Source organism: Coprococcus sp. AF16-22 (assembly GCF_003461545.1).
Taxonomy (GTDB): domain Bacteria; phylum Bacillota; class Clostridia; order Lachnospirales; family Lachnospiraceae; genus Coprococcus; species Coprococcus aceti.
Map to the genome: position 1 here is coordinate 60,086 of NZ_QTXH01000002.1, position 23,923 is coordinate 84,008.

The following is a 23,923-nucleotide window of genomic DNA, read 5'->3' on the forward strand; positions in this document are numbered from 1 at the left end:
TTTTCGTGTGTGTGTTTTCCATTTGTAGGATGCTCTATGGGTAACATAAAGCAATAGATTTCACAGGAGGCAAAATGATGAGCGATTATAATTACAAGGACGTGTATGAGCAGTGGGTGAACAATCCTTTGTTTGGTCAGGAAACCAAGGATGAGCTCTTAGCGATCAAGGATGACGAGAAAGAGATAGAAGAAAGATTCTATTGTGATCTTGTATTTGGAACAGCCGGACTTCGAGGCATCATCGGAGCTGGTACTAACAGAATGAACATATATGTAGTGCGCAAGGCTACACAGGGACTTGCAAACTACATCATCAAGGCGGGCAAGCAGGACAAAGGTGTGGCAATAGCTTATGATTCAAGAAGAATGTCACCTGAGTTCTCTATGGAGGCAGCTCTCTGCCTGGCAGCAAATGGCATAAAGGCTTACAGATTCGAGTCACTTAGACCGACACCTGAGCTTTCATTTGCAGTGAGATATCTGGACTGTGTAGCTGGTATCAATGTAACAGCATCACACAACCCACCAGAGTACAATGGATATAAGGTATACTGGGAGGATGGCGCACAGATCACACCACCTCATGACCAGGGAATCATGGCCGAGGTAAAGGCCATCACAGATTTCGCAGATACAAAGACCATGGACATGGTAGAGGCAAAGAAGAAGGGGCTTCTTGTAACTATCGGTTCAGAGGTTGATGACGCATACATGGGCGAGCTCAAGAAGCTCATTCTCAATCAGGATGCAATTGACAAGTATGGTAAGGATCTCAAGATAGTGTACACACCACTTCACGGAACAGGCAACATCCCTGTAAGAAGGATTCTCAAGGAGATCGGATTTGAGAATGTGTACGTGGTTCCTGAGCAGGAGCTTCCGGATGGAGATTTCCCAACAGTTGAGTATCCAAACCCAGAGGCAAAGGAAGCATTTGCACTGGCACTCAAGCTGGCAAAGGAGGTCGATGCAGATCTCGTTCTGGCAACAGACCCTGATGCCGACAGACTCGGATGCTATGCCAAGGATTCCAAGACAGGTGAGTACAAGGTATTCACAGGTAACATGTCAGGAAGCTTACTCTGCGAGTATGAGGTAAGCCAGATGAAGGAGAAGAATGGCAGCCTTCCAGCAGACGGAGCAATCATCAAGACTATCGTTACTACCAACATGGTAGATGCTATAGCAAAGTATTATGGAACAGATCTCATCGAGTGTTTCACAGGTTTCAAGAACATTGGCCGTGAGATCCTCAGATTTGAGCAGACAGGCAAGGGAACATACCTCTTCGGATTCGAGGAGAGCTACGGATGCCTGATCGGAACCCACGCAAGAGACAAGGATGCCGTTGTTGCAACTATGGCTCTCTGTGAGGCAGCAGCTTACTACAGAGGTCAGGGCAAGACTCTCTGGGATGCGATGATGGATATGTACGAGAAGTACGGATATTATGTAGATGATATCAAGACCGTAACACTCAAGGGTGTTGAGGGATCAAAGAAGATCGGACACATCATGAATATCCTCCGTGCAAATGTACCTGAGGAAGTAGCAGGATACAAGACCAGAGTGGTACGTGATTATCGTCTTGAGTATATAAGGAATATCGAGACAGGTGAGGTTAAGCCTACCGGATTCCCGAATGCCAATGTACTCTACTACGAGCTTGAGAACGATGCATGGCTTGCGGTAAGACCTTCAGGAACTGAGCCAAAGATCAAGTTCTACTACGGAATCAAGGGTTCATCATACGATGAGGCACAGAAGGAGTCAGCAGCATTTGGTGACAAGGTCATGGATCTTATCTACGATATACTTGAAAAGTAATAAAGAAAAATAATCATAAACAAACGGATTGTTACAGTGACATATAATATACGGTCACAATGTAGCAGTCCGTTTTTTATTTTAAAATAAATTAAGTATACAAAGGAGGTAAACTGCTCTTATTATATGGGCAAAGACAGTGGGAGAATAGATTATGACAGAGAGTGTAAAGAAAAATAAAGAAATCAGGACAAATCGGTATTTCTGGATCGCATGCATAGTGCTGGTGTTACTGCAGTATGGACTGTGCATCCACTACGGGCTTAAGAGACAGTATCTGTTTTGCGATGAGGTGTACAGCTATGGCCTTGCAAACTCCACGGACAAGACTTTTCTCCATCCGGGAGAGGACAACACGCCACTTGATGAGTGGGTGACGGGGTCATATTTTGAGAACTATATGAATTATAACGATGATTCATTCAACTACAGTGCGGCATACAGAAATCAGGAAAATGATGTCCACCCGCCGGTATATTATATGCTGCTGCATACGGTGTGCTACTTTTTCAAAGGAGCGGGATACAGTGCAGTTCCGGGAATAGTGCTCAACCTCATACTCCTGATATTTGTGGATATTCTTCTGTTGTATGTGGCGGCATATCTGCTTGGAAACAGATGGTATGGACTGATGGCGGCAGCTCTGTGGGGCGTATCATCGGTGGGCATAAGCAACTGTATGCTCATACGGATGTATCTTCTTCAGACCTTGAATGTATTGCTGCTGACGGCGGTTCATGTATATATACTGAGACATAAAAAGAAGATGACCGTGCCGTATTTTATATTGCTGGCACTGGCGGTCATGTTCGGCGGACTCACACACTATTATTTCTACTTCTATGTTGCCGGACTTGGATTGTGTGTATGTATATACCTGTTGTATATGCGAAAGGTAAAGCAGATGTTTGCGTATGGCTTTAGTCTTGTTGCTGGATTTGGTGCGGCAATAGCGGTATTTCCCGCGACGATAAAGCACATATTTGGTTACAGGGGAAGCTATGCTACCGATAATCTGATAGGACTTTCCGGTCACAAATTCTTATATTATATCAGTTATATAAACAGGTCGTATTTTGCAGGACTGCTTCCGCTGATCGTGCTTGTGGCACTGGTGCTCATCGTGGCAAGGATAGTGCTTTCATTTGTGGATATAAAGATATCCTTGGTCAGGGAAAATGATGGATTATCCTACAGAGTATGTATACACAGGAGAGATATAGATGCGGACAGAACAGGAAGGATAGAGTCACGCTCACTGTTATTGGCGGGGGTTATCGTGGCTGACGCCGTTCTTGCATTTGTGGGAATACAGGGGTCCGAGCTTGTAAATGCAAGATATATTTACTCGGCACTTCCTATAGTGGCTGTGTTTATGATATGGTGTATGATGAAGCTGGTTCCAGTAATAACCAGGAAGAGATGTGCAGTTGTAACCGCTGTCATATGCCTGGCATTATGTGCAGGCAGTATAGCTGTAAAGGGTATAGACTGGCAGTACATGGGCTACAGCGACTGGAGCACAGCCTTGGAGGAGATGAAGGGACAGGACTGTATCATACTGTGTCACGGAGATGGCAAATGGAACAACGTGTACGCGGGAATGAACGTATTTTCCCAGATGGGAAGATGCCGGTATGTGTACGAGGATGATATAGACAGCATCGCTGATCTGGTGAAGGACTGCGGCGATGAGATATATGTGGCGGTCATCAATGATCCAAAATTTGAAGAGAAAAAGATACACAAGATGACTGAGAAAATAGCAGAGATAACAAAGTATACAAAGAAATCTATAGAATACAGATTTTCAGGAATACGAATTTATAAATTTAAAGCAGGTGAAACAAAATGAAAAAAGTTAGTTTGATAATTCCATGCTATAACGAAGAGCAGGCTCTTCCGATATTTGCAGGGGAGCTGGACAAGGTGAGACAGGAACTCAGACAGTATGATTTTGAGGTTCTTATGGTAAATGATGGTTCGTCGGATAAGACTCTTGAGACCATGAAAAAGATATCAGAGGAATACGATTATTTCAAGTATTTGTCATTTTCCAGAAACTTTGGTAAGGAGGCTGCAATGTATGCGGGCTTCTGCAATGCAGATGGGGATTACGTGGCGGTGATGGATGCCGACATGCAGGATCCGCCAAGTCTGCTCCCGGAGATGCTCGGTATACTTGAGCAGGGAGAATATGACAGTGTGGCGACCAGAAGAGTCACCAGAAAGGGCGAGCCGCCGATAAGATCATGGTTTGCGCGGATGTTCTACAAGATCATCAACAAGATATCCGACTCCGATGTCGTGGATGGCGCCAGGGATTTCAGGCTTATGAAGGCAGAGATGAAGGATGCCATCGTGTCGATGTGCGAGTACAACAGATTCTCCAAGGGAATATTTGGCTGGATCGGGTTCAGGACAAAATGGCTGGAATACGAGAATGTGGAGAGAGTTGCGGGCGAGACGAAGTGGAACTTCTGGAAGCTTTTCAAATACGCACTGGACGGAATAATCAACTTCTCCGAGGCGCCGATGAGTATAGCTTCAGGATTTGGAATATTTTGTACATTTGTCTCATTTGTCATGATGCTGTTCTTCTTCATAAGAAAGCTGGTGTGGGGAGACCCTGTTGCGGGATGGCCGTCACTTGTGTGCATCATACTGTTTATATCAGGACTCCAGTTCCTGTGCATAGGAATAATGGGTAAATATATCGCCAAGACATATATGGAGACCAAGGGAAGACCACATTATATAATTTCCGACACCAATAAAGACGACGTGAATAAGATAAATTGATAACATTATGAAGTTGTATTGTGATGGAATGGTTATGATACAGCTTTATTTGGATGATAAGACGTTTTATGTAATATTTACATCCGTTACAGGTACATATAGTTGTAATTTGACTACTTGATAGCTTATAATTTAGATGATACTGTTTTAGTCAAATGGGGCTTATGTTTGGTAGACATGGGGGTAACATGCAATGAATCTTACAGTAAAATGTCCATCCTGCGGCGGTGTTGTGGTACTGAATCCTAAGACGAGGCAGCTGCAGTGTACGCAGTGTGATTCGGTGATCAGCAGAGGCATAGGAGAAGAAAACTCTGCCATGACCAGGAATGAGGATGGAGAGCTTGTAGATAAGAGAAGCTATAAGGCAATTCAGAAGATTGCCAGAATAAAAAGATACATAACTGATGCCACGGATACGATATACACATTGGATGAGATCAATATTGGAAAGGATGATGAATCACCAAGGTATATGGATATGAATCTATATGAATGTACATCCTGTGGTGCAAGACTTATGGTGAAATCCACGGAAACTTCCAGTTTCTGTGCGTATTGCGGGCAGCCGATGATATTGGTTGACAGAGTTAAGGATGAACTGGAGCCGGACCTTATTATTCCATTTGGAATTTCTCAGAAGAGAGCAGAACAGCTTATACGTGACAGGTTCTGTAAGGGGTGGTTTGTTCCGGATGAGATAAAGAAATTTGAGATTGATAAGATACGAGGAATATATATACCATATTGGCTGGCATCTTATCATGTTAGAAAAAAGCTCAAGTATGTATTTCAGGAGAATGAAAAAGGCGAGCGCGTTAGTAATTATGAAAAATGCTTTGGTTCTATAGCAGCAGTTGCACAGAAAACTGCAGACAAAACAGTCACACACAATTGTATGAGAGATTGTGAGTGTACAGTTCCAAGGGTACCTGGTGATGCAACAAGAAGATTGAATGATCACATTTCGGCAAGACTGGAGCCTTATGATTTAGAGAAGGCTTTGACGTTTTCTCCAGAATATCTGTCCGGATTTTACACGGACAGGTACGATGTACCAGCTGCCGAGATCGCAGCCGTTGCAAAGAGAAAGAGCAATGATGCGGTGAAGGAAGAGATGATGAGCGATGTTCCGAAAAACGCCCGGATTACTGAGGAAAAAACGGATATAAAGATGACAGATATCGAGTATGCATTGCTGCCAGCGTGGTTCATGACTTTTCGTTATCAGGGAATACTCTATACCGTGGCGGTGAATGGGCAGACCGGCAAGGTCGTGGGAAATGTCCCATCCAACAGATTTAAGGTTGGGGCATCCATAGCGATACTTATGACAGTGATGGTTGTGCTTTGTACATATGTATCTGTATTTGTTGGGGGACTTATGACGGATCTGTATAGGATAAGTGCAGGTGTGGGTGATTCAAGTGGAGCTTTTATGGTATTTTCCGCGTATGTGGCTGGAGTTATATATAGTTTGGTGAGCTTCTGGCGTGCGATCAACAAGCTTCACAGATCAAGGATAGATATTCACAGATTCAGAAGCTATGGCACTATAGAATACGTTAAGGAAAGGCAGGATAAGACATGGGTTCGATAGTATTTTTGTATGTTGCAATAGGTATCGTGTGCGGGATATGCTTAACGGTATCCATAGTGATTTCTGCTCTTGTAAGATCCAACAATATTGGACAGAATGAGGAGAAGAAAGCGGAATACGTTGATTATACTACATTTGTGTATCATGCAAAGTATGACAGCCACAGCCCGATTAACTATTTCGATGGATATTATAAGGATTGAGTCAGATCCTTCGATATCGCACAGAAGTTTATAGAGCAATGATATGATGACAAAACCAGGGGGATTTGGTATCATATTTTTGATATATTTTCACACAGGGAAAGGAATTGGAGGTAACAGGAATGAACGAGAATCAGGATCAGCATTTTGGTCAGCCACAGGGAGAACAGCAGGTGGCAGATCAGGCACAGACAAATCAGCAGGCGGCGGAGAACAGCCAGCCACAGGCAGATCAGCAGGCAGCGGCTTACAGCCAGCCGCAGATGAGTCAGCAGGGAGTGTACAATCAGCAAGGCTATGGCCAGCAGATGAACCAGCAGGGTGCATACAATCAACAGGGTTACGGCCAGCAGATGAACCAGCAGGGTGCATACAACCAGCAGGGCTACGGTCAGCAGATGAACCAGCAGATGTATAATCAGCAGGGTTATGGCCAGCAGATGAACCAGGGAGCATACAATCAGCAGGGCTACGGTCAGCAGATGAACCAGCAGATGTATGGTCAGCAGGGCTACGGCCAGCCACAGATGAACCAGCAGATGTACGGCCAGCAGGGCTATGCACAGCCACAGCCGAAGAAGCCATCAGCAGTGGGCAATATGATAAATGATCTTCTCAAGAATGTGATAGGTCTTTTCAAGAGCCCTGCAGATACAGCGGGTGAGATGGTTCAGAGTGACAACATGGTTCCTGGCGGAATACTTGCAGGAGTAAATGCCATCCTCTCACTTATATTTGTAACTGTCGGATTCCTCATAATGGGATTTGACTTTGGCGATTCAATAGCAAAGGGATTCTACATGTTCTTCTTCACTATAATCGCAGCAGTCATCATGACAGCAGCGGTATTTATCGCCGGAGGAATTATATTCAAGGGTGGAATCACATTTGGAAAAGCACTTAACGCCGTTGGTGTATTTGCACTTTATGAGGCAATAGCAATGGTTGCAGGAATCATATTTGAGATCATCTCAGCACTCTTCCACAAGGTTGATTTCCTCAGCGGAATCATCGGAGGCTTTGGATACATACTCTTCCTCGGAATAAGCCTTTGCGGAATCGTGATCGCAGCTCATGCGTTATTCGATAACCTTGAGACAAATGACAACTCAAAGATATTTGCAGTTATCGCTGCTATAGTTATCTCAGTATTCCTCATCACTGTTATAGATAACATCGCAGAAAAGATATTCAGTGACAGCGCAACATGTGCAGAGCAGGTACTCAGCTACTTCAAGAACGCTGCAACAGTATTTGGTTACCGTCACTGGTAAGACATAATTTATAAATATTTTACGGGAAGCAGACAGATCTGAAAATTGACAGGTTTGTCTGCTTTTGTTAAAATATAAAGGTGTTTTTGGTGTTAACTTATATAAAAGGGTGGCAAAGATATGGTAAAGGAAAGGACGGGTTATGGTAAGAAAGGTTGGTTTAACTGACAGTGTTGGTTTTGCTTGTCTGGAAGATCTACAGTTGTCGAACTCCTATATGTGGGGTACCGCAATCAGTCTGGACTATTGTGGCAGAGAGGATTGTATAAAAGGCTGGAAGTTTGGTCCATACGTCAGAGAATCATATGTTATCCATATGGTAAAGAAGGGCAAGGGTACATTTACAATTGCGGGGAAGACTTATGAACTGGGACCTGGACAGGCGTTTATCATCAGACCTGGTGAGGAGACTACTTACAGGGCTGACGATGATGATCCATGGAGCTACATGTGGGTTGGATTTCATGGCTACAGAGCTGAAGATTTTATTGAGGCGATGGGGTATGTAAAGGGCTCACCTATCATCAAGATAGAGCAGATGGATACGTGTGCAGAATGTATCAACAAGATGCTCGAATATTCCCAGATCACACGTATAAACGAGGTGAAGAGAATGAGTGCACTGATGCTTCTCTTCGCAACCATTATGGAGGATAATGCCTCCGATGCGCAGGAATCTGATAACATTGAGTATCCAAGTAAGATATATGTAAAGGCTGCTGTCGACTTCATAACAGAGAAGTACATGAACAAGATCAAGATCGATGACATTGCGGATTTCATAGGAATCAGCAGAAGTCATCTGACAGGAAGCTTCAAGAAGGAGATGGGTGTATCTCCTCAGGAGTATCTTATCAACTTCAGATTGGAGAAAGCTGCAAGTCTTCTCCGGTCATCAAAGGAACAGATCAATATAATCGCATATCAGTGTGGTTATGAGGATTCTCTTTCTTTCTCCAAAGCATTCAAGCAGAAGTTTGGAATGAGTCCTAAGTCATTCAGGAATCTTGAGGTTGAGCTTGAGACGAATGATGCCAAGTTTGGACATGAGGCTTCGAAGCTGTAAGATATAATTGAATCAAAAAATTTGAATTAAGCAAAAGGCGGGTGTGCGATTTGTCGCACATCCGCCTTTGCTGTATTTACGATATACGGTAAAAACTACTGTCTGCCATGATATGAATTGTCAACGATAAGCTTCTTGGTCACCTTTGTGGATTCAGGATTATCCTCATCTGATTCAGATGTCTGGTCATCGCTGTGCATCCATGAAGCAGGATCGTCGTCCGTGTACTTCTTTGTGACCTCATCCAGATATGGGGTGAATGCCTTCAAAAACATGAATGATGATACATATGCTATAAGGCCAAAGCCACATACTATGAACACGAATATACCTACCATGAATACCTGAGTGCTGGATAGCAGAACATATGCAGGCAGAGTGTAGAGAACCATGATCACTATTGTAAATATGAAGTTCTTGGCTGCCAGGTAAATGGACTGCAAGAGAAGGTTCTTCAATGTGTTCTTAAAGGCACTTATGACAGGGAACAGGTAAATTGCGATGAAGCATGTCAATATCATAAGCACGACACTGGTGTAGTACATGAGCTTGTTCTCCTGTGGACCACCCTTGCCAAAAAGGTTGAAATCCAGAGTGAATATAAATGATATAAGAAGGAATAGCAGCCATGAAATCGTTGACTGTTTGAAATTATCCTTGAAGCCTTTGAAGAATAATTTCACTACACCTCCATTTTCGCCTGTCCTCTGCTTCTTTAACAGAGTGAAATACATTGCACTCATGGAAGCTCCCATGGTGACTATGGGAATACTACACAATATAAATAGAATGTTCACTATTATAATATCGCCGAGCGTTCCAAAAAATCTGGAAAACCAGCCGTCACTGCTGAAAATGTTCATAAAATTCCTCCTGATGTAAAAAGTGATAATATCGTTTGTTTAACTATAGCACAAAAAGGTATGCCAATATATAGCGAATTTTACAATTTACCATATGTATTCTACATTATACCATAAAATAGCACAAAAACAGCGAACTTAACTACTTAAAAATATACATTTGTGACAAAACCCCATGATATTTTGACATTTTTCCATGTAAAAATCTTCACCAAAATTTTATAATTCAATCATAGAAAGCACACAGAACGCCGTAAGGCGAACCGGCAGAACAGGACGCAGAATTCAGGGTATGAAAGAGAATGTGGGTGTCGTAAATCCTGCCGGTGATGTAAAAAGGAGGAAGGTTTTATGAGAAGAACAATGAAGAAAGCTGTAGCAGTAGGGCTTGCAGCAGCAACAGCATTTTCACTGTGCGCATGTGGCGGCGGTGATGGAAGCAAGGGTAGCAGTAAGGATGCACTTGAGGTGGTTATCTGGGATAACAATCAGCAGAAGGGTCTGCAGCAGATATGTGATCTCTTCACAGAAGAGACAGGAATCAAGGTTGATGTACAGGTTAAGGAGTGGGATTCATACTGGACACTTCTTGAGGCTGGAGCATCAGGTGGAGATATGCCGGATGTATTCTGGATGCACTCCAACAACTCACAGATGTACATGAAGAACAACAAGCTCTTAAAGCTCGATGACTACATTGAGAAGAGCGATAAGGTTGATATGAGCAACTACATGTCAGAGATCACAGAGCTCTACACATATGATGGCTCATATTACGCAGTACCAAAGGATTACGATACAATCGCTCTCTGGTACAACAAGAAGATGTTTGATGATGCAGGACTTTCTTATCCAGATGAGACATGGACATGGGATGACCTCTATGATGCAGCTAAGAAGCTTACTAATGGCGATCAGTACGGTTTCTGTATGAACACATCAAACGATCAGGACACATACTACAACATGGTTTACTCAATGGGCGGTTACATCGTAAATGACGATCACACAAAGTCAGGATATGACGATGCCAACACTATCAAGGCTATGGATTATGTAGGAAAGCTCCTCAAGGATTGCTGCCCACCGGCAACAACAATGTCAGAGACAGGTACAGACGTTATGTTCCAGTCAGGTACAGTAGCAATGATCACACAGGGTTCATGGATGACAGCAGGATTCCTTGACAACGAGTATCTCGTTGAGAACTGTGACGTAGCAATTCTTCCATACGACAAGACAACAGGTATGAGAACTTCTATCTGTAACGGACTTGGATGGGCTGCATCAGCAGACACAAAGAGACCAGATGACTGTTGGAAGCTTATCGAGTGGTTAGGTTCAAAGGAAATGCAGGAGAAGCAGGCTGAGCTCGGTGTAACAATGTCAGCTTACAACAACACATCAGATAAGTGGGTTAACTGCACAGACAAGTTCAACCTCAACGCTTACCTTGATATCACAAAGGATTCAACAGTTTCAGGTGTTACAAATGAGCTCGTGCTCAGACCTTACACATACAATTCAACAGTATGGTCACAGGCAGCACAGACATTCTTCGCAGATGCATGGGCAGATCCATCAAAGATGGAGCAGTCATGTAAGGACTTCGCAGTTCAGATGAACCAGTACATCGATGAGGAAGACAAGTAATCCTACAGAGCATTTATAAGATAACATAACAGTGGGTAGGATGAAGGTCCTGCCCATTGCTTACCAGAAACAATGGGGTGTTAATTACAGTATAAATGATAAGAGGAGGGATTTTATGTCAGATAACAACAAGAAAGTTGAAGAAAAAGCGGCTGAGATAATTCAGGCTACAGAGACACAGACAGTTAAGCCGGCAGCAGCAGAAGATAAAGAGTTCAAGAAAAAGAAGTCAACAACATGGGAAAGAAACCAGCGCAAATGGGGCTGGGCATTCATCCTCCCAACAATGATAGGAATCATCGTACTTAACTTATGGCCTATAGTACAGACAATATATCAGTCATTCTGCAAGGTCGGTTCATTCGGAGATTCATCATTTGCAGGATTTGCAAATTACAAGAAGATGTTTGCTGACCCTGAGGTATGGCAGTCACTTCTCAATACATTCAAGTATGCGATCATTGAGGTTCCATTCTCAATCGCCATCGCACTTATACTTGCGGTATTCCTGAATCGCAAGATGCACGGAAGAACAATATACAGAGCAATATTCTTCCTGCCAATGGTAGTTGCACCTGCAGCTGTAGCCATGGTATGGAGATGGTTATACAATTCACAGTTCGGTCTGTTAAACCACATCCTCGGTACAAAGATCGAGTGGATATCCAATCCAAAGATCGCATGGATCTCAGTTGCGATCATCGGTGTATGGTCGATCATTGGTTACAACATGGTTCTGTTCCTTGCAGGACTTCAGGAGATACCTAAGGATTACTACGAGGCAGCAGATATTGACGGAGCATCAGGAGTAAGAGCATTCTTCAAGATCACTCTTCCACTTCTCTCCCCTACAGTATTCTTCGTACTCGTAACAAGAGTAATCGGAGCACTTCAGGTATTCGACCTTGTATACATGGTAATGGATATTTCCAATCCGGCTCTCAAGAAGACAGAGTCCATCGTATATCTGTTCTACCAGTACTCATTCCAGAATGGTAACAAGGGTTATGGATCAGCAATAGTAGTTCTTCTTCTCGCAGTCATCATGGTACTTACAGTATTCCAGATGATCGGTCAGAAGAAGTGGGTTCATTATAACTAGGAAGGGGGAATCGATATGACAAGAGGCGTACAGTTTAAGAGAAGAATGCAGAGATTATTGATTCACCTCATTCTGATCATATTCTCAATCATTATGATAGTGCCATTTGTATGGATGACACTCACAGCATTTAAGACAGTAACAGAGGCAACTTCGGTAAGTCCATTCGTAATATTCCCATCACAGTGGCGTACAGACGCGTTCACTACTGTTTGGAATAACATGAACTTCCTTGTTCTCTACAAGAACACATTATTGCTCATATTCTTCAGAGTTGTGTGTGCATGTCTCACAGCAACACTCGCAGGATATGCATTTGCAAGACTTAAGTTCAAGGGCAGAGACTTTATGTTCTCCCTGATACTTTTCCAGATGATGATTCCTTCACAGATATTCATCATCCCACAGTTCCTGATGATCAGTAAGATGGGCATGACAAATACAATGTTTGCTCTGGTATTCCCGGGAATTGTAACAGCGTTCGGTACTTTCCTGCTCAAGCAGGCTTACATGGGACTTCCTGGAGATCTCGAGGAGGCAGCGAGACTTGACGGATGTAACATTCCAAAGACATTCGTGTTTGTCATGGCTCCGCTTGCAAGATCATCGATGGTTGCCCTCGGTATATTCACAGCAGTGTTCGCATTCAAGGATCTGATGTGGCCACTGGTTGTAAACAGCAGTGCAAACAAGATGCCGCTCTCAGCAGCTCTTGCAACAATGCAGGGACAGTATCAGTCCAATTATCCACAGCTGATGGCTGCATCTCTTATATCATGTATACCAATGATCGTTATATACCTGATATTCCAGAAGCAGTTCGTAGAAGGTATCGCAACATCAGGTGGAAAGCTCTAAAGAAAGTTAAAGAAGATATTATATATGACCACAGGGTGACGTCAGTTACTGACGCCACCCTTGTGAAATATATCGTAAGTGCGAAGCACTTGCGATGCTGCAGACGCCGCGCGAAGCGCCTCTCATGCGTCTGTTCCAAAATATATCGTAAATACGAAGTATTTACGATGCCGTGGACGCCGCGCGGAGCGCCTCTCATGCGTCCACTCCAAAGTATATCGTAAGTGCGAAACAAAAGGAGGACGTCTATGAAAAAGCCGATAATCACGGAAGAAGAAAAACAGAAGATCAAAGAGATGGACTCCACCCGCAAAAAAATAGGATATATCTGGGATTATTACAAGCTTTGGATAATCGGTGCGGTCGTTCTCGTGGGACTTGTAGTGTATTTCTCTGTTGTGTTTGCAACGAGGGAGGACAAGCCGATACTGGATGTCGTCCTTGTGAACAACTACGATGATGTTTCAGAGGACTGCAGGCTGACACAGGGATTTGTGTCGTATGTAGGGGAAGAAAATCTCCCGGGAAGGGTTACATTTGACAACAATGCATTTTTTAATCTGGCAAATAACTCAGATTATAAGAACAGTTACTATATGAAGGTGCTGGCATACCTTGAGGCGGACACTGCTCAGGCAGTCTTGTGCCAGTATGACAATCTCATAGGTCTGGCGAAGAGCGGCAGACTTGCAGACCTGTCGGATGAGAAGGTCGGCGATATATATGATAAGTATAAGGATAGGATAATTTATTACGAGGATGAAGAGGGGAAGAAGATACCTGTCGGAATAGATGTATCTGAAGGATACAAGGCGGCAGGACTTACTGAGTACACAGATGGCAAGGCATATATTGGATTGTCAGCATATGCGGCGGATTATGGATATGTGGAGAAATTTGTGGACTACATGGTGGAACTTGGAATACAATCCGGCGGAGCTGGTTGTAGATAAATTATGAGGAAAGACCAGTCAAATGAAATTTGGCTGTAGAGAAACTGGAGATCACGAAAAGGAGGACTTGGGCATGGCAATATTGATAAATGAAGAGAAAAAGCTTTTCACATTGAACACCAAAAATACTACATATCAGATGAAGGTGATCGACTATGGGTATCTGGCTCATCTGTATTATGGCAAGAAAATGGACGGGGATATGTCATATGTCATAACTCATTACGATAGAGGATTCTCAGGCAATCCTTATGAAGCACAGGAGCACAGAGAATTCTCTCTGGACAACATTCCACTGGAATATAGCTGCTACGGCAACGGAGATTTCAGGACTCCGGCATTCAACATAAAGGACATAGAGGGAATACATGGATGTGATCTCAGATATGTTTCATATGAGGTGATGGACAGTAAGTATAGTCTCAAGGGACTTCCTGCTGCTTACACAAATGACGGCGAGAAGGGTGAGACCCTTAAGATCGTTCTTCAGGATCCTCAGGTGGGAGTGGAGGTTGATCTTCTGTATGGAATTATAGAGGATAAGGATCTGATCACAAGATCAGCTATAATCAGAAATATAAGCGATGCGGATATATTTGTGGCAAAGGCATCAAGTGTGAGCCTGGATTTTGTGACAGGTGATTATGATCTCATCCACTTCCACGGAAGACATGCTATGGAGCGCATGTATGAGAGAGAAGCTATAAATCATGGTGTGAAGAAGATCGGAAGCACAAGGGGTACATCAAGCCATCAGCACAGCCCATTTGTGGTTATAGCAGGCAAGGATGCGAATGAGGATGCAGGTGACTGCTATGGAATCTCACTTCTCTACAGCGGAAGCTTCAACTGTGAGGTTGAGAAGGATCAGACAGATCAGGTGAGACTCAATATGGGTGTTCAGGATGAGATGTTTGAGTATGTGCTCTATCCTGAGAGCGAGTTTGTGGCACCTGAGGTAGTTATGGTTTATTCACCTGATGGATTTGCTGACATGTCACATAAGATGCATGACGTTGTGAGATACAATATCTGCCGCGGCGAGTACAAGACAAAGAGGAGACCTATTCTCATCAACAGTTGGGAGGCAGTATACTTCGATTTCAATGGCGATGATATTGTAAACATAGCAAAGCAGGCTTCAGAGCTCGGCGTTGAGATGCTGGTTCTGGATGACGGCTGGTTCGGTGTGAGAAATGACGACAAGTCAGGTCTCGGCGACTGGTTTGTAAATGAGGATAAGATGGGCGGCCCTATGGCTGATGTTGTCAAGAGGGTTAAGGATCTCGGCATGAAGTTCGGTATCTGGATCGAGCCTGAGATGGTATCCGAGAAGAGCGAGCTTTTCAAGGAGCATCCAGATTATGCATTTGTGATCCCTGGAAGAAAGCCTGTCATGGGAAGAAGCCAGCTCAATCTGGACTTCTCAAGAAAAGAGGTCGTAAACTGTATATTTAATCAGCTGACAGCGGTGCTTGACAAGATAGATGTTGATTATATAAAGATGGATATGAACAGAAGCATCTTAAATGTATACTCCATGACTGAGGGAATCCAGAACAATGGAACTATCCTCTACAAGTATGTACTCGGTGTATATGACTTTATGGAGAGGCTTCAGGCGAGATATCCAAAGATGTTCATCGAGGGCTGCAGCGGCGGCGGCGGAAGATTTGACGCCGGAATGATGTATTACACACCTCAGATCTGGTGCAGTGATGACACAGATGCCATCTGCAGACTTGACATACAGTATGGAACTTCATTTGGCTATCCTATATCGGTGGTTGGTTCACACGTATCAGCGGTTCCAAATCATCAGACAGGCAGGACAACTCCATTCAATACAAGAGCCGTTGTTGCCATGGCAGGAAGCTTTGGCTACGAGCTTGATCTGAACAAGGTCAGCGATGAGGAGAAGGAAGAGGTAAAGGCTCAGGTAGAAAACTACAAGAAGTACTGGGATCTTCTTCATAATGGACTTTACTACAGACTGACGGATGCGGATAAGAGCAAAGGTGTAGCTGCATGGTCATTTGTCGCAAGGGACAAGTCAGAGACCCTTGTCAATATCGTGACGGTGGAGAGCTTCTGCAATGCCCCTGTACCTTTTGTCAGAGTAAAGGGACTTGATGTGGATGCCACATACGTTGACGAGGAGACCGGAGCAGAGTACAGCGGACAGGGACTTGAACAGATAGGACTTCCTGTACCACTCAAGTTCGGCGAGTACAATGCTTACCAGATCCACCTGGTTAGAAAGTAAAATTGCATAAGTGATATTGTGTTATTTATACATAAATATTAATTATATTGTATTAAATTACAGCTTCATGATAATATGAGGCTGTAATTTTTTGTGCTTATATATTCGGCATAAATGTGCTGAATATGTATGGGAGAAAAAGGGAGGTTACATATGAAATTGAAGGGGATAATGGCTGCGGCTGTAACTGTAGCCATGGTGTCGTCGTGCATTCATATACCGATGACGACTGCACAGGCACAGACTTTACTGTCAAATATGACAGCGTATGCCGTACAGATGAATGAAGCTGAGATATCAGCAGCTACAGAGGATATTTCAGAGCTTGAGGGTGACTATGGAGTTGTGAACATAGTTAATGGCAAGGAGAGTAAAATATCGTTTGTCACGGATGAGACAGGATATTATGAGATAATATTGCAGGGAAGCCAGTCACGGCTGATGCTTCAGGAGACCTTGTATAACAGTAAGAGTAAGCGCCTTGCTACAGGTAAAAAGGATGGCAGTGGATGCTGCAGGCTGGTATACAAGTGCACTGCGGGGGAGAAATACATTCTTGGGTCTAAGTATGCCCGTTCTTATACAGTTTCCGAAAGTGCAAATATAAGCGTGAGAAAGCTTCCGGATGTGGCGGCAATAAAAATGGTGCCGGATAATACAACGATACTGGAGGGAACACCAGACTCCATAACATCGGCGTACGCAACGGTAACCTATTCCGGTGGAAAGGTGCGCAGTTCAGGTATCAGCGGCTCAGACTGTAAGATAGATGGAGTTACATACAGTCTGTGGGTGAAGGATTCCAAGGGAAGTTATTATTATGAGGGCGATGAAGGGGATATGGTATCGTATGCGGATGCGGAAAAACTTCCGGCCGGTACGTATACTGTTCAGCTTACAGATAAAATGGATAGTGAGCCGAACCAGTCGACCAAGATATACGATTCGTACACTGCAAAGGTGCAGACTCCTGCTGAATATTTTGTAGGAAAAAGGAATATCAGTGAGACGGATACCTACGCATATGATACCAGGGTGGACGGTTACGAGTATTACAGATTTATACCATCTGCAACTGCTGACTTTGTGTTTGAAGTAGATAAATCATCAACTGCATTTATAGATGTATATGATTCGGACATGGCGGTGGTTGAGACCGATAATGACAGGTATTCATTTGTCAAGGGAAAGACCTATTATGTCAGACTTTCAGGAACAACGGATGATGACAATGAAACATTGAATGAGGTCAGGCTCAAGGCGAAGGAGTATGCGGCACCTTCAGGGGTGACATTGAAGCTGGCAAAGAGCGAATGGGCAGCCGGAACGCCGATAAGCTTCATGAATGGTGCGAGCAGTACAATAAAGTATAATGATAAGTCCACGGAAAGCATAGATCTGACCGGTGGAAGTGGATACAGTAATGGAAACAGATATACAGTATATTATTCGTCATCTGATGATAACTGGAAAGAGTACGAATATGAAAAAGGTGTAAATCTTTCAGAGGGCGAGTACAAAGTAGCTGTGGGATATAATGCGGCTGAGGAAGATCAGGAGCTGCTCGGCACGGCAGTGCTTAAGGTAGTGTCCATAGACAAGCTGAGCGCAGGACAGCTCTCCGAAGGTGACAACAATGTGAGTGTCGGAACGGATGAGTATGACAAGGCCTATTACAGTTTTGTCATGCCATTTGACGGAAGTGTGGTAATAGAAAGCGACAGTCCTTATTGTGTATATGAGTCCGGTGATGAGGGCCCGGTAGAGGTTACAGGAAAACTTACTGGAGGCAGCACTTATTACGTAGGCCTGTATAATGAGTTATCTACTTCCAAGACAAATGTGAGACTGAGCTTTATTCCGAAAGTGACAGATATGATTGCTGTTCCCGAGAACACAGATTTCATCAGAATGGGCAGCTACGATAAGGATATCAGCAGTTATGTAGATGGAACCAGAGTAAAGATCTCGTATGCTGACGGAAAAACAGAGGAGCTGGTGTTTGACGATTCGGACAGTGTGGAAACCTCCAGAGGAGACGAGGTACGTGCTGAGATAGTTACAGATATGGAAAATGAGTGCCCTGTCGGAGCGGCACAGATTAGGATATACACACTGTATAGTGAGGACTCTTATGCATATGACATAGAGATAAAGGATATAGAGGATGTTGCTGCCGGAAGTCTTGCGGAGGGATCTAACCAGGTAAGTCTGTCGGAGAATGGCAGTGTATATTATACGTTTAAGCCTTCGACATCCGCCAGGTATACATTTGCCCCAGTGGGTGGCATGGAGATCTACAGCAAGATCGACGCTGACGATGAGACAATGTATGATCTGAAGAAACTTAGTGTATCGGATGGCGAGGCTGCACTTGAGAGCGGCAATACATACTATATCTGTCTCGATGGTGGAGTAGAGGACAAGTGGGGAGATACGCAGACCAGTTGGAGCATGAATGTGACAAGGGGAGAAACTTTGTCAAATTCAAAGATCAGTTCATGGAAGCTGAGAGATAACAGAACCTATGAATTCCTTCCAGATATGAAATTATCAGGTATCAAAAACCTTCTGGATAGAGAGACTCTTCAGTTTGTATATGATGATGGCAGTGTAAAAGAGGCCAGTGTCGGTGACAGCGAGGATAATGAGCTGATCACGAGTACATGGTACAGATATAACGAGAAAACTGGAAAGTATGTCGAGATCGCAGGCCTTGGCAGCAGGGTTGATACAGGCAGATACATGGTTGAACTTGCAATCGATGGTGCGGATGGCATGGATACGGTTGAGATACCATTTGCAGTGAAGACTGCACAGAGCATGAGCCTTGGAACATGGGACGGCTCAAAGACGCTGGATATTTCCGGCGACAGATATATGTATGTATATAAGGTAAGTGCCCAGGCGGGTTCGTATGTGGTATCCGCTGATGAGAAGATCGATGGCATCAGGATTTTAGATGCAAATGGAACAGAGATAACGACTAACAACGTGGCTTATTCATCTGATGGATTTGGCAGTGCGGGATTTGACACAGCAGGCGGGGATCTGTATGTATGTGTGTATCCGGGAAAAAATGTAAATAAATGCGGCGTGACAATGAAGGAGATCGTCAAGGCTGTAAGCGTAAGCACAACCGTTTCTAAGACTGAATATCTGAGGGAATTTGATGAGCTTAAGGGTAGCATAAAAACCGTTGTCACATATTCTGATGGAAGCACCAGAACATTTGATGCGGATGACGATGATACAAGCTATACGATCACGAAAAACGGCAGGGTGAGCAGCTATTTAAGCATCGACACGATAACAGAACAGACCGGATCATATGAGATAATACCTTACATATGGGGAATGGCTGACGATTGTGAAGTTCAGGGAGCATCATTTGATGTCGTGGATCTGAATGTGGATGAGCTGGAGTACCTGATATCAGGTGAGCCTGCGGTGCTTTCAGGTGTTGAGAACACTGGGGATGTAAAGCTGTACAGATTTGATATTGCGTCAGATGGAGTGGTATCCCTTCAGAGACAGGGCTTTGAGCTTAAGGGTATATATACCATTGAGGATGATGGCAGCTTTTCAGATACATATAGCAGTGGAGATGCTTTCTCTCTGAAAAAGGGAAGCTATATTATAGCACTCTATGCGAGAGAGAAAGATGATCAGATAACATTTACATATCACGATTCGTATGTGACAGGTAATGGAAAAATAACACCGGGTCAGAAGACAACAGCGGATATAAGCTATGACGGAGAGGGCATCGAGTATGAATTTATCCCAACGGAGACCGGAGAGTACAGATTTACGGTGGACTGCGGAGATAATACAGTATACACCAGAATCTATGCTGATGGGGTTCTGGAAAAGACATACTCACGGAACGGCGGACAACTCATTATAGACAGGACATTTGAGGCGAACCGCAGTTATACATTCAGGATCAGCCTTGCGTCGCAGCAGACAGGAAGCGTGACGATCACTCCTGAGAAGGTGGAGGCAGAGGTAGAGAACGAGTACGATATCTCCGCTGTGAGCATATCAGGATGCAAGGTGAAGAAGACAGAGGACGGATACAGTGTAACCGGAGATATAGAGATAACATATGCAAATAATGAGAGCCAGAAGACACCATTTGTCAGCGGAAGATGGACTGATGCATATGGAAATATCATTCAGGGAATCATGTCTGTTGTGGAAAATGACACATACACAGATGTGACCCTGGATCTCAGATATAAGAATACGGGTTCATCAGAGTGGATATATGCTGAGTCAAAGACCCAGAAGTTTGGGGCTGGAGATGACGAGGGATGGATCATAACCAAGACTCCGACATGTACTGAGAACGGAGAGAAGACAAGGTACATTGAGGATGAGGATATATATGAGACCGAGGTGATCCCTGCTACAGGACACAGCTTCACAAAGTATGAGTCAGATGGAAATGCCACATGTTCGCAGAAGGGAACCAAGACGGCAAAGTGTGACAATAACTGCGGAGAAAAGGATACTATCATAGACGATGAGACCACAGTTCCTCACGATTATCAGACGGTGTGGACGGTTAAGAAAAAGGCATCACAGACCCGTGACGGATATAAGGTGCATTTGTGCAAAAACTGCAAGTCAGCCAGCAAGGAAACTCAGAGTATATACAGGATAAAGAGTATCAGGCTTGCATACAGCGCTGTTGAGTATGATGGTACAGCTAAGAAGCCTGCGGTAGAGGTCAAAGACTCAAAGGGCAGAAAGGTTGCCGCAGGAAATTACAGCGTTTCATATTCAAATAACAAGAATATCGGCAAGGCCAAAGTTGTCATCAAATTCAAGGGTGACTATGAAGGGGAGAAGACACTCACATTTGACATCAAGATGGGTGTGAGAAAAGTTGAGTCCATTGACAACACAGCAAATGGAATAAAGTTGAGCTGGAAGAAGTATAAAGCGGCATCGGGATATGTTGTTTACAGAGGAGTAAATGGAAAAGCATATACGATAGCAGGTGTTGTTCAGAATCCGGAGACAACATCGTTCGTGGACGTCACAGCTAAAAATGTGGGTGTAAAGTATACATATAAGATAAGAACTTATAAGACATTTGGCGATGTGACATACAATTCGGCATTTGGCGGCGAGAAGACAGGAAGTTATGTACCTGCCGTGAAGCTGAAGAAATTCACAAGTGCATCTGCCGGAACAGCCAAGGTTACATATAATAAGGCAGCCAAGGCCACCGGATATCAGATACAGTATGCAGACAATGCATCGTTTAAATCTGCAAAGACGGCCAATGTAAACGGAGGTTCAGTTACAAGTAAGACCATCAAACGACTTACTAAGGGCAAGAGATATTATGTCAGAGTACGAAGCTTTAAGAAGATTGATGGTAAGGTTTACTATTCCGCATGGAGTGGAAAGAAATCGGTTGTAATAAAGAAGAGATAATATCAAAAGAAATAGAAGAATCCGCCATGGATACAATCTGTATCCGTGGCGGATTGTTTTTTATTCTGTGTGTTCATCATCATAACGCCTTTTATTACATAATAGCGAAAGAAAACAGGTAATAAAGTGTAAAAATTGAGGTAATGTGATGTTTTTGGTTGGACATGGCAGACATAAAATGCTACCATGATTCTATGGGAACATTATTGTTCCAGAGCAGCAAAAGGGATGAGCAGAATAAGGAGAGAAAGATGGACGAGAATAACATAAATGGATTTAATGATATGGACGACGATGAGGACGAGGGAACTACTGTCCTCACGACTCCGGGAGTGAGCGCATTTTCTCCGGTGCAGAACAGTGCACAAGGGCAGCCGAACCCGGGTCAGCCACAGCAGAATCAGCAGCCGGGTGGATTTGGACAGCCGATGGGCGGACAGTATGGAGGATTTGGACAGCCACAGTATGGTCAGCCGCAGTACGGTCAGGGTCAGCAGTTTGGTGGAAATGTCCAGCCGACAGGTGGACAGTATGGAGGATTTGGGCAGCCACAGTATGGGCAGCCACAGTACAGCCAGCAGCCGGGCATGACTCCGGGTGTTATGGAGCCGGGTAAAAAGGTGAACAAGAAGCTTATAGCAATAATAGGAGGAATCGCAGCGGCAGTCCTGATCGCGATAATAGTCGTTGTTCTGATCCTGGCGGGTGGTTCCGGTGAGAGAAGTGCCAAGAAGGTCGGAGACAAGCTGGTGACAGCCTATGAAAAAGGCGATGCCGATGCCATGGTTGATCTGATGGACAAGGAATATTACAAGCTGTATAACAGAATAAGAAGCTATACAGGCAGTGATGACTATGTCAAGGATACATTCAACGAGCAGGTCAGCGACATGGTAGATGAGGTAGGCAAGGTCAAGAGTATCAAGGTCGAGGACCGATCAGAGAAGGAATATGACGAGGATAAGCTTAAGGATGTAAATGATACATTTGACATGCTGGATGTCGACATGACGGTTGACAAGTGCTACGAGGTGGACCTTGATGTCAAGATAAAAGGATCTACTGACGAATCAGATGGCGAGATCATATACACAGTTATAAAGACTGGCGGTAAGTGGTATCTTGTAGACTATGATCTCTACGTATATTAGAAAATAAATCTCATGGATTGAGGATTGATTTCTCAGTTCATGAGATTTTTGTATATATTAGATAAATACGAACGTGTTTTGTAGTAAATATGCATAAAAAACAAATTGTATTTGTATATGCATGGTGATAATATAAAAAACGTAAGAAATTTTTATATGTATCTTAATAATGGAGCTGGTGGATATATCGTATACAGAAAGGCTGGAAAGGGAAAGTACAGCAAGCTGGCCAATATAAACAAAAACACAATACTGAGCTATACAGATAAGTCAGCTAAAAATGGAACGGTATACACATATAAGATTGTTGCGTGCAAGACGGCAGGCAAGACAAGTTACAATGCGGCTGACAGCAATCAGAAAACCATTATGAGAATCACTTCGTCAAAGGTTACCAAGACCACGAACAAGGCAGGAAAGAAGATGACTGTTAAGTGGTCGGTAAATTCCAAGGTAGGAGGATATCAGATACAGTATTCTGTAAAGAGCAATTTTGCCAAGGCAAAGACTGTAAAAGTGACCGGAGCTAAAAAGTCAAATGTCACAATAGCAAAATTGGCTAAGAAGAAATATTATGTGAGAGTCAGAAGCTTCAAGAAGGTAGGAAAAACAACTTACTATTCTGCATGGAGCACAACAAAGAATGTGGTTATAAAGAAGTAGAATAGTAAATTATTTGCGCATATTGCGATTGACAAACCACAAATACTTGCTATACTAATGAATGGATAGGTTCAGAAATGGCTTATACAGGCGGGTTTCTGGATCATATAAGTTAAAAACGATGACAGAGACAGTACGGAGTCTGCGAGATCAGCAGCGAGCCGGGGGCGGTGCGAGCCCGGTGAC

At 43.6% G+C, this 23,923-nt stretch carries 16 protein-coding genes; 15 read left to right on the forward strand and 1 reads right to left on the reverse strand.

What is annotated here, in order from left to right; all coding sequences use genetic code 11:
• The first annotated feature begins 77 nt into the window (after window positions 1-77).
• From DWW60_RS03020 to DWW60_RS03050, 7 genes are all read left to right on the forward strand, one after another.
• Entirely contained in the window at window positions 78-1,829 is a 1,752-nt protein-coding gene (locus DWW60_RS03020; protein WP_117874349.1) for a phospho-sugar mutase, read from the forward strand.
• 154 nt (window positions 1,830-1,983) lie between these two features.
• Window positions 1,984-3,684 (forward strand): hypothetical protein, encoded by a 1,701-nt coding sequence (locus DWW60_RS03025; protein ID WP_117874350.1) that lies wholly within the window; start codon window positions 1,984-1,986, stop codon window positions 3,682-3,684.
• On the forward strand, window positions 3,681-4,631 hold the full coding sequence (locus tag DWW60_RS03030) for a glycosyltransferase family 2 protein (protein WP_055145910.1): 951 nt from the start codon (window positions 3,681-3,683) through the stop codon (window positions 4,629-4,631). Before DWW60_RS03025 ends, DWW60_RS03030 begins: the two co-directional genes overlap by 4 nt.
• Before the next feature lie 193 nt (window positions 4,632-4,824).
• Window positions 4,825-6,231, forward strand: coding sequence for a hypothetical protein (locus DWW60_RS03035; RefSeq protein WP_117874351.1), 1,407 nt, complete (start codon window positions 4,825-4,827; stop codon window positions 6,229-6,231).
• A complete protein-coding gene (locus DWW60_RS03040; RefSeq protein ID WP_015534452.1) occupies window positions 6,219-6,434 on the forward strand; it encodes a hypothetical protein in 216 nt (71 codons plus the stop codon). Before DWW60_RS03035 ends, DWW60_RS03040 begins: the two co-directional genes overlap by 13 nt.
• Window positions 6,435-6,556: 122 nt before the next feature.
• Window positions 6,557-7,708 carry a YIP1 family protein gene (locus DWW60_RS03045; protein WP_117874352.1) on the forward strand — a complete coding sequence of 384 codons (1,152 nt, stop codon included), beginning with the start codon at window positions 6,557-6,559 and terminating at the stop codon, window positions 7,706-7,708.
• 142 nt (window positions 7,709-7,850) lie between these two features.
• Window positions 7,851-8,774, forward strand: coding sequence for an AraC family transcriptional regulator (locus tag DWW60_RS03050; protein WP_015534454.1), 924 nt, complete (start codon window positions 7,851-7,853; stop codon window positions 8,772-8,774).
• Window positions 8,775-8,869: 95 nt separating this feature from the next.
• Here DWW60_RS03050 and DWW60_RS03055 read toward each other — a convergent pair whose 3' ends face one another.
• Window positions 8,870-9,637, reverse strand: coding sequence for a YesL family protein (locus tag DWW60_RS03055; RefSeq protein ID WP_022217363.1), 768 nt, complete (start codon window positions 9,635-9,637; stop codon window positions 8,870-8,872).
• 351 nt (window positions 9,638-9,988) lie between these two features.
• Here DWW60_RS03055 and DWW60_RS03060 point away from each other — a divergent pair, with 351 nt between their 5' ends.
• The 8 genes from DWW60_RS03060 to DWW60_RS03095 all read left to right on the forward strand — a co-directional run bounded on the left by DWW60_RS03060 (window position 9,989) and on the right by DWW60_RS03095 (window position 23,737).
• Window positions 9,989-11,290, forward strand: a complete 1,302-nt coding sequence (locus DWW60_RS03060) for an ABC transporter substrate-binding protein (protein WP_242859617.1) — start codon at window positions 9,989-9,991, stop codon at window positions 11,288-11,290.
• Between the two features lie 115 nt (window positions 11,291-11,405).
• Window positions 11,406-12,392 (forward strand): carbohydrate ABC transporter permease, encoded by a 987-nt coding sequence (locus DWW60_RS03065; protein WP_015534456.1) that lies wholly within the window; start codon window positions 11,406-11,408, stop codon window positions 12,390-12,392.
• 15 nt (window positions 12,393-12,407) lie between these two features.
• Entirely contained in the window at window positions 12,408-13,250 is an 843-nt protein-coding gene (locus DWW60_RS03070; RefSeq protein WP_004852646.1) for a carbohydrate ABC transporter permease, read from the forward strand.
• Window positions 13,251-13,498: 248 nt separating this feature from the next.
• Window positions 13,499-14,203: a hypothetical protein gene (locus DWW60_RS03075; protein WP_117874353.1), complete on the forward strand. Its 705-nt coding sequence runs from the start codon at window positions 13,499-13,501 to the stop codon at window positions 14,201-14,203.
• Window positions 14,204-14,276: 73 nt separating this feature from the next.
• On the forward strand, window positions 14,277-16,469 hold the full coding sequence (locus tag DWW60_RS03080) for an alpha-galactosidase (RefSeq protein WP_055272034.1): 2,193 nt from the start codon (window positions 14,277-14,279) through the stop codon (window positions 16,467-16,469).
• Between the two features lie 153 nt (window positions 16,470-16,622).
• On the forward strand, window positions 16,623-21,923 hold the full coding sequence (locus tag DWW60_RS03085) for a hypothetical protein (RefSeq protein WP_117874354.1): 5,301 nt from the start codon (window positions 16,623-16,625) through the stop codon (window positions 21,921-21,923).
• Window positions 21,924-22,087: 164 nt separating this feature from the next.
• A complete protein-coding gene (locus DWW60_RS03090; RefSeq protein WP_117874355.1) occupies window positions 22,088-23,074 on the forward strand; it encodes a hypothetical protein in 987 nt (328 codons plus the stop codon).
• Window positions 23,075-23,230: 156 nt separating this feature from the next.
• The gene (locus tag DWW60_RS03095) at window positions 23,231-23,737 is read left to right on the forward strand and encodes a hypothetical protein (RefSeq protein WP_055272037.1); all 507 of its coding nucleotides are present in this window, start codon (window positions 23,231-23,233) and stop codon (window positions 23,735-23,737) included.
• Window positions 23,738-23,923: the final 186 nt, after the last annotated feature.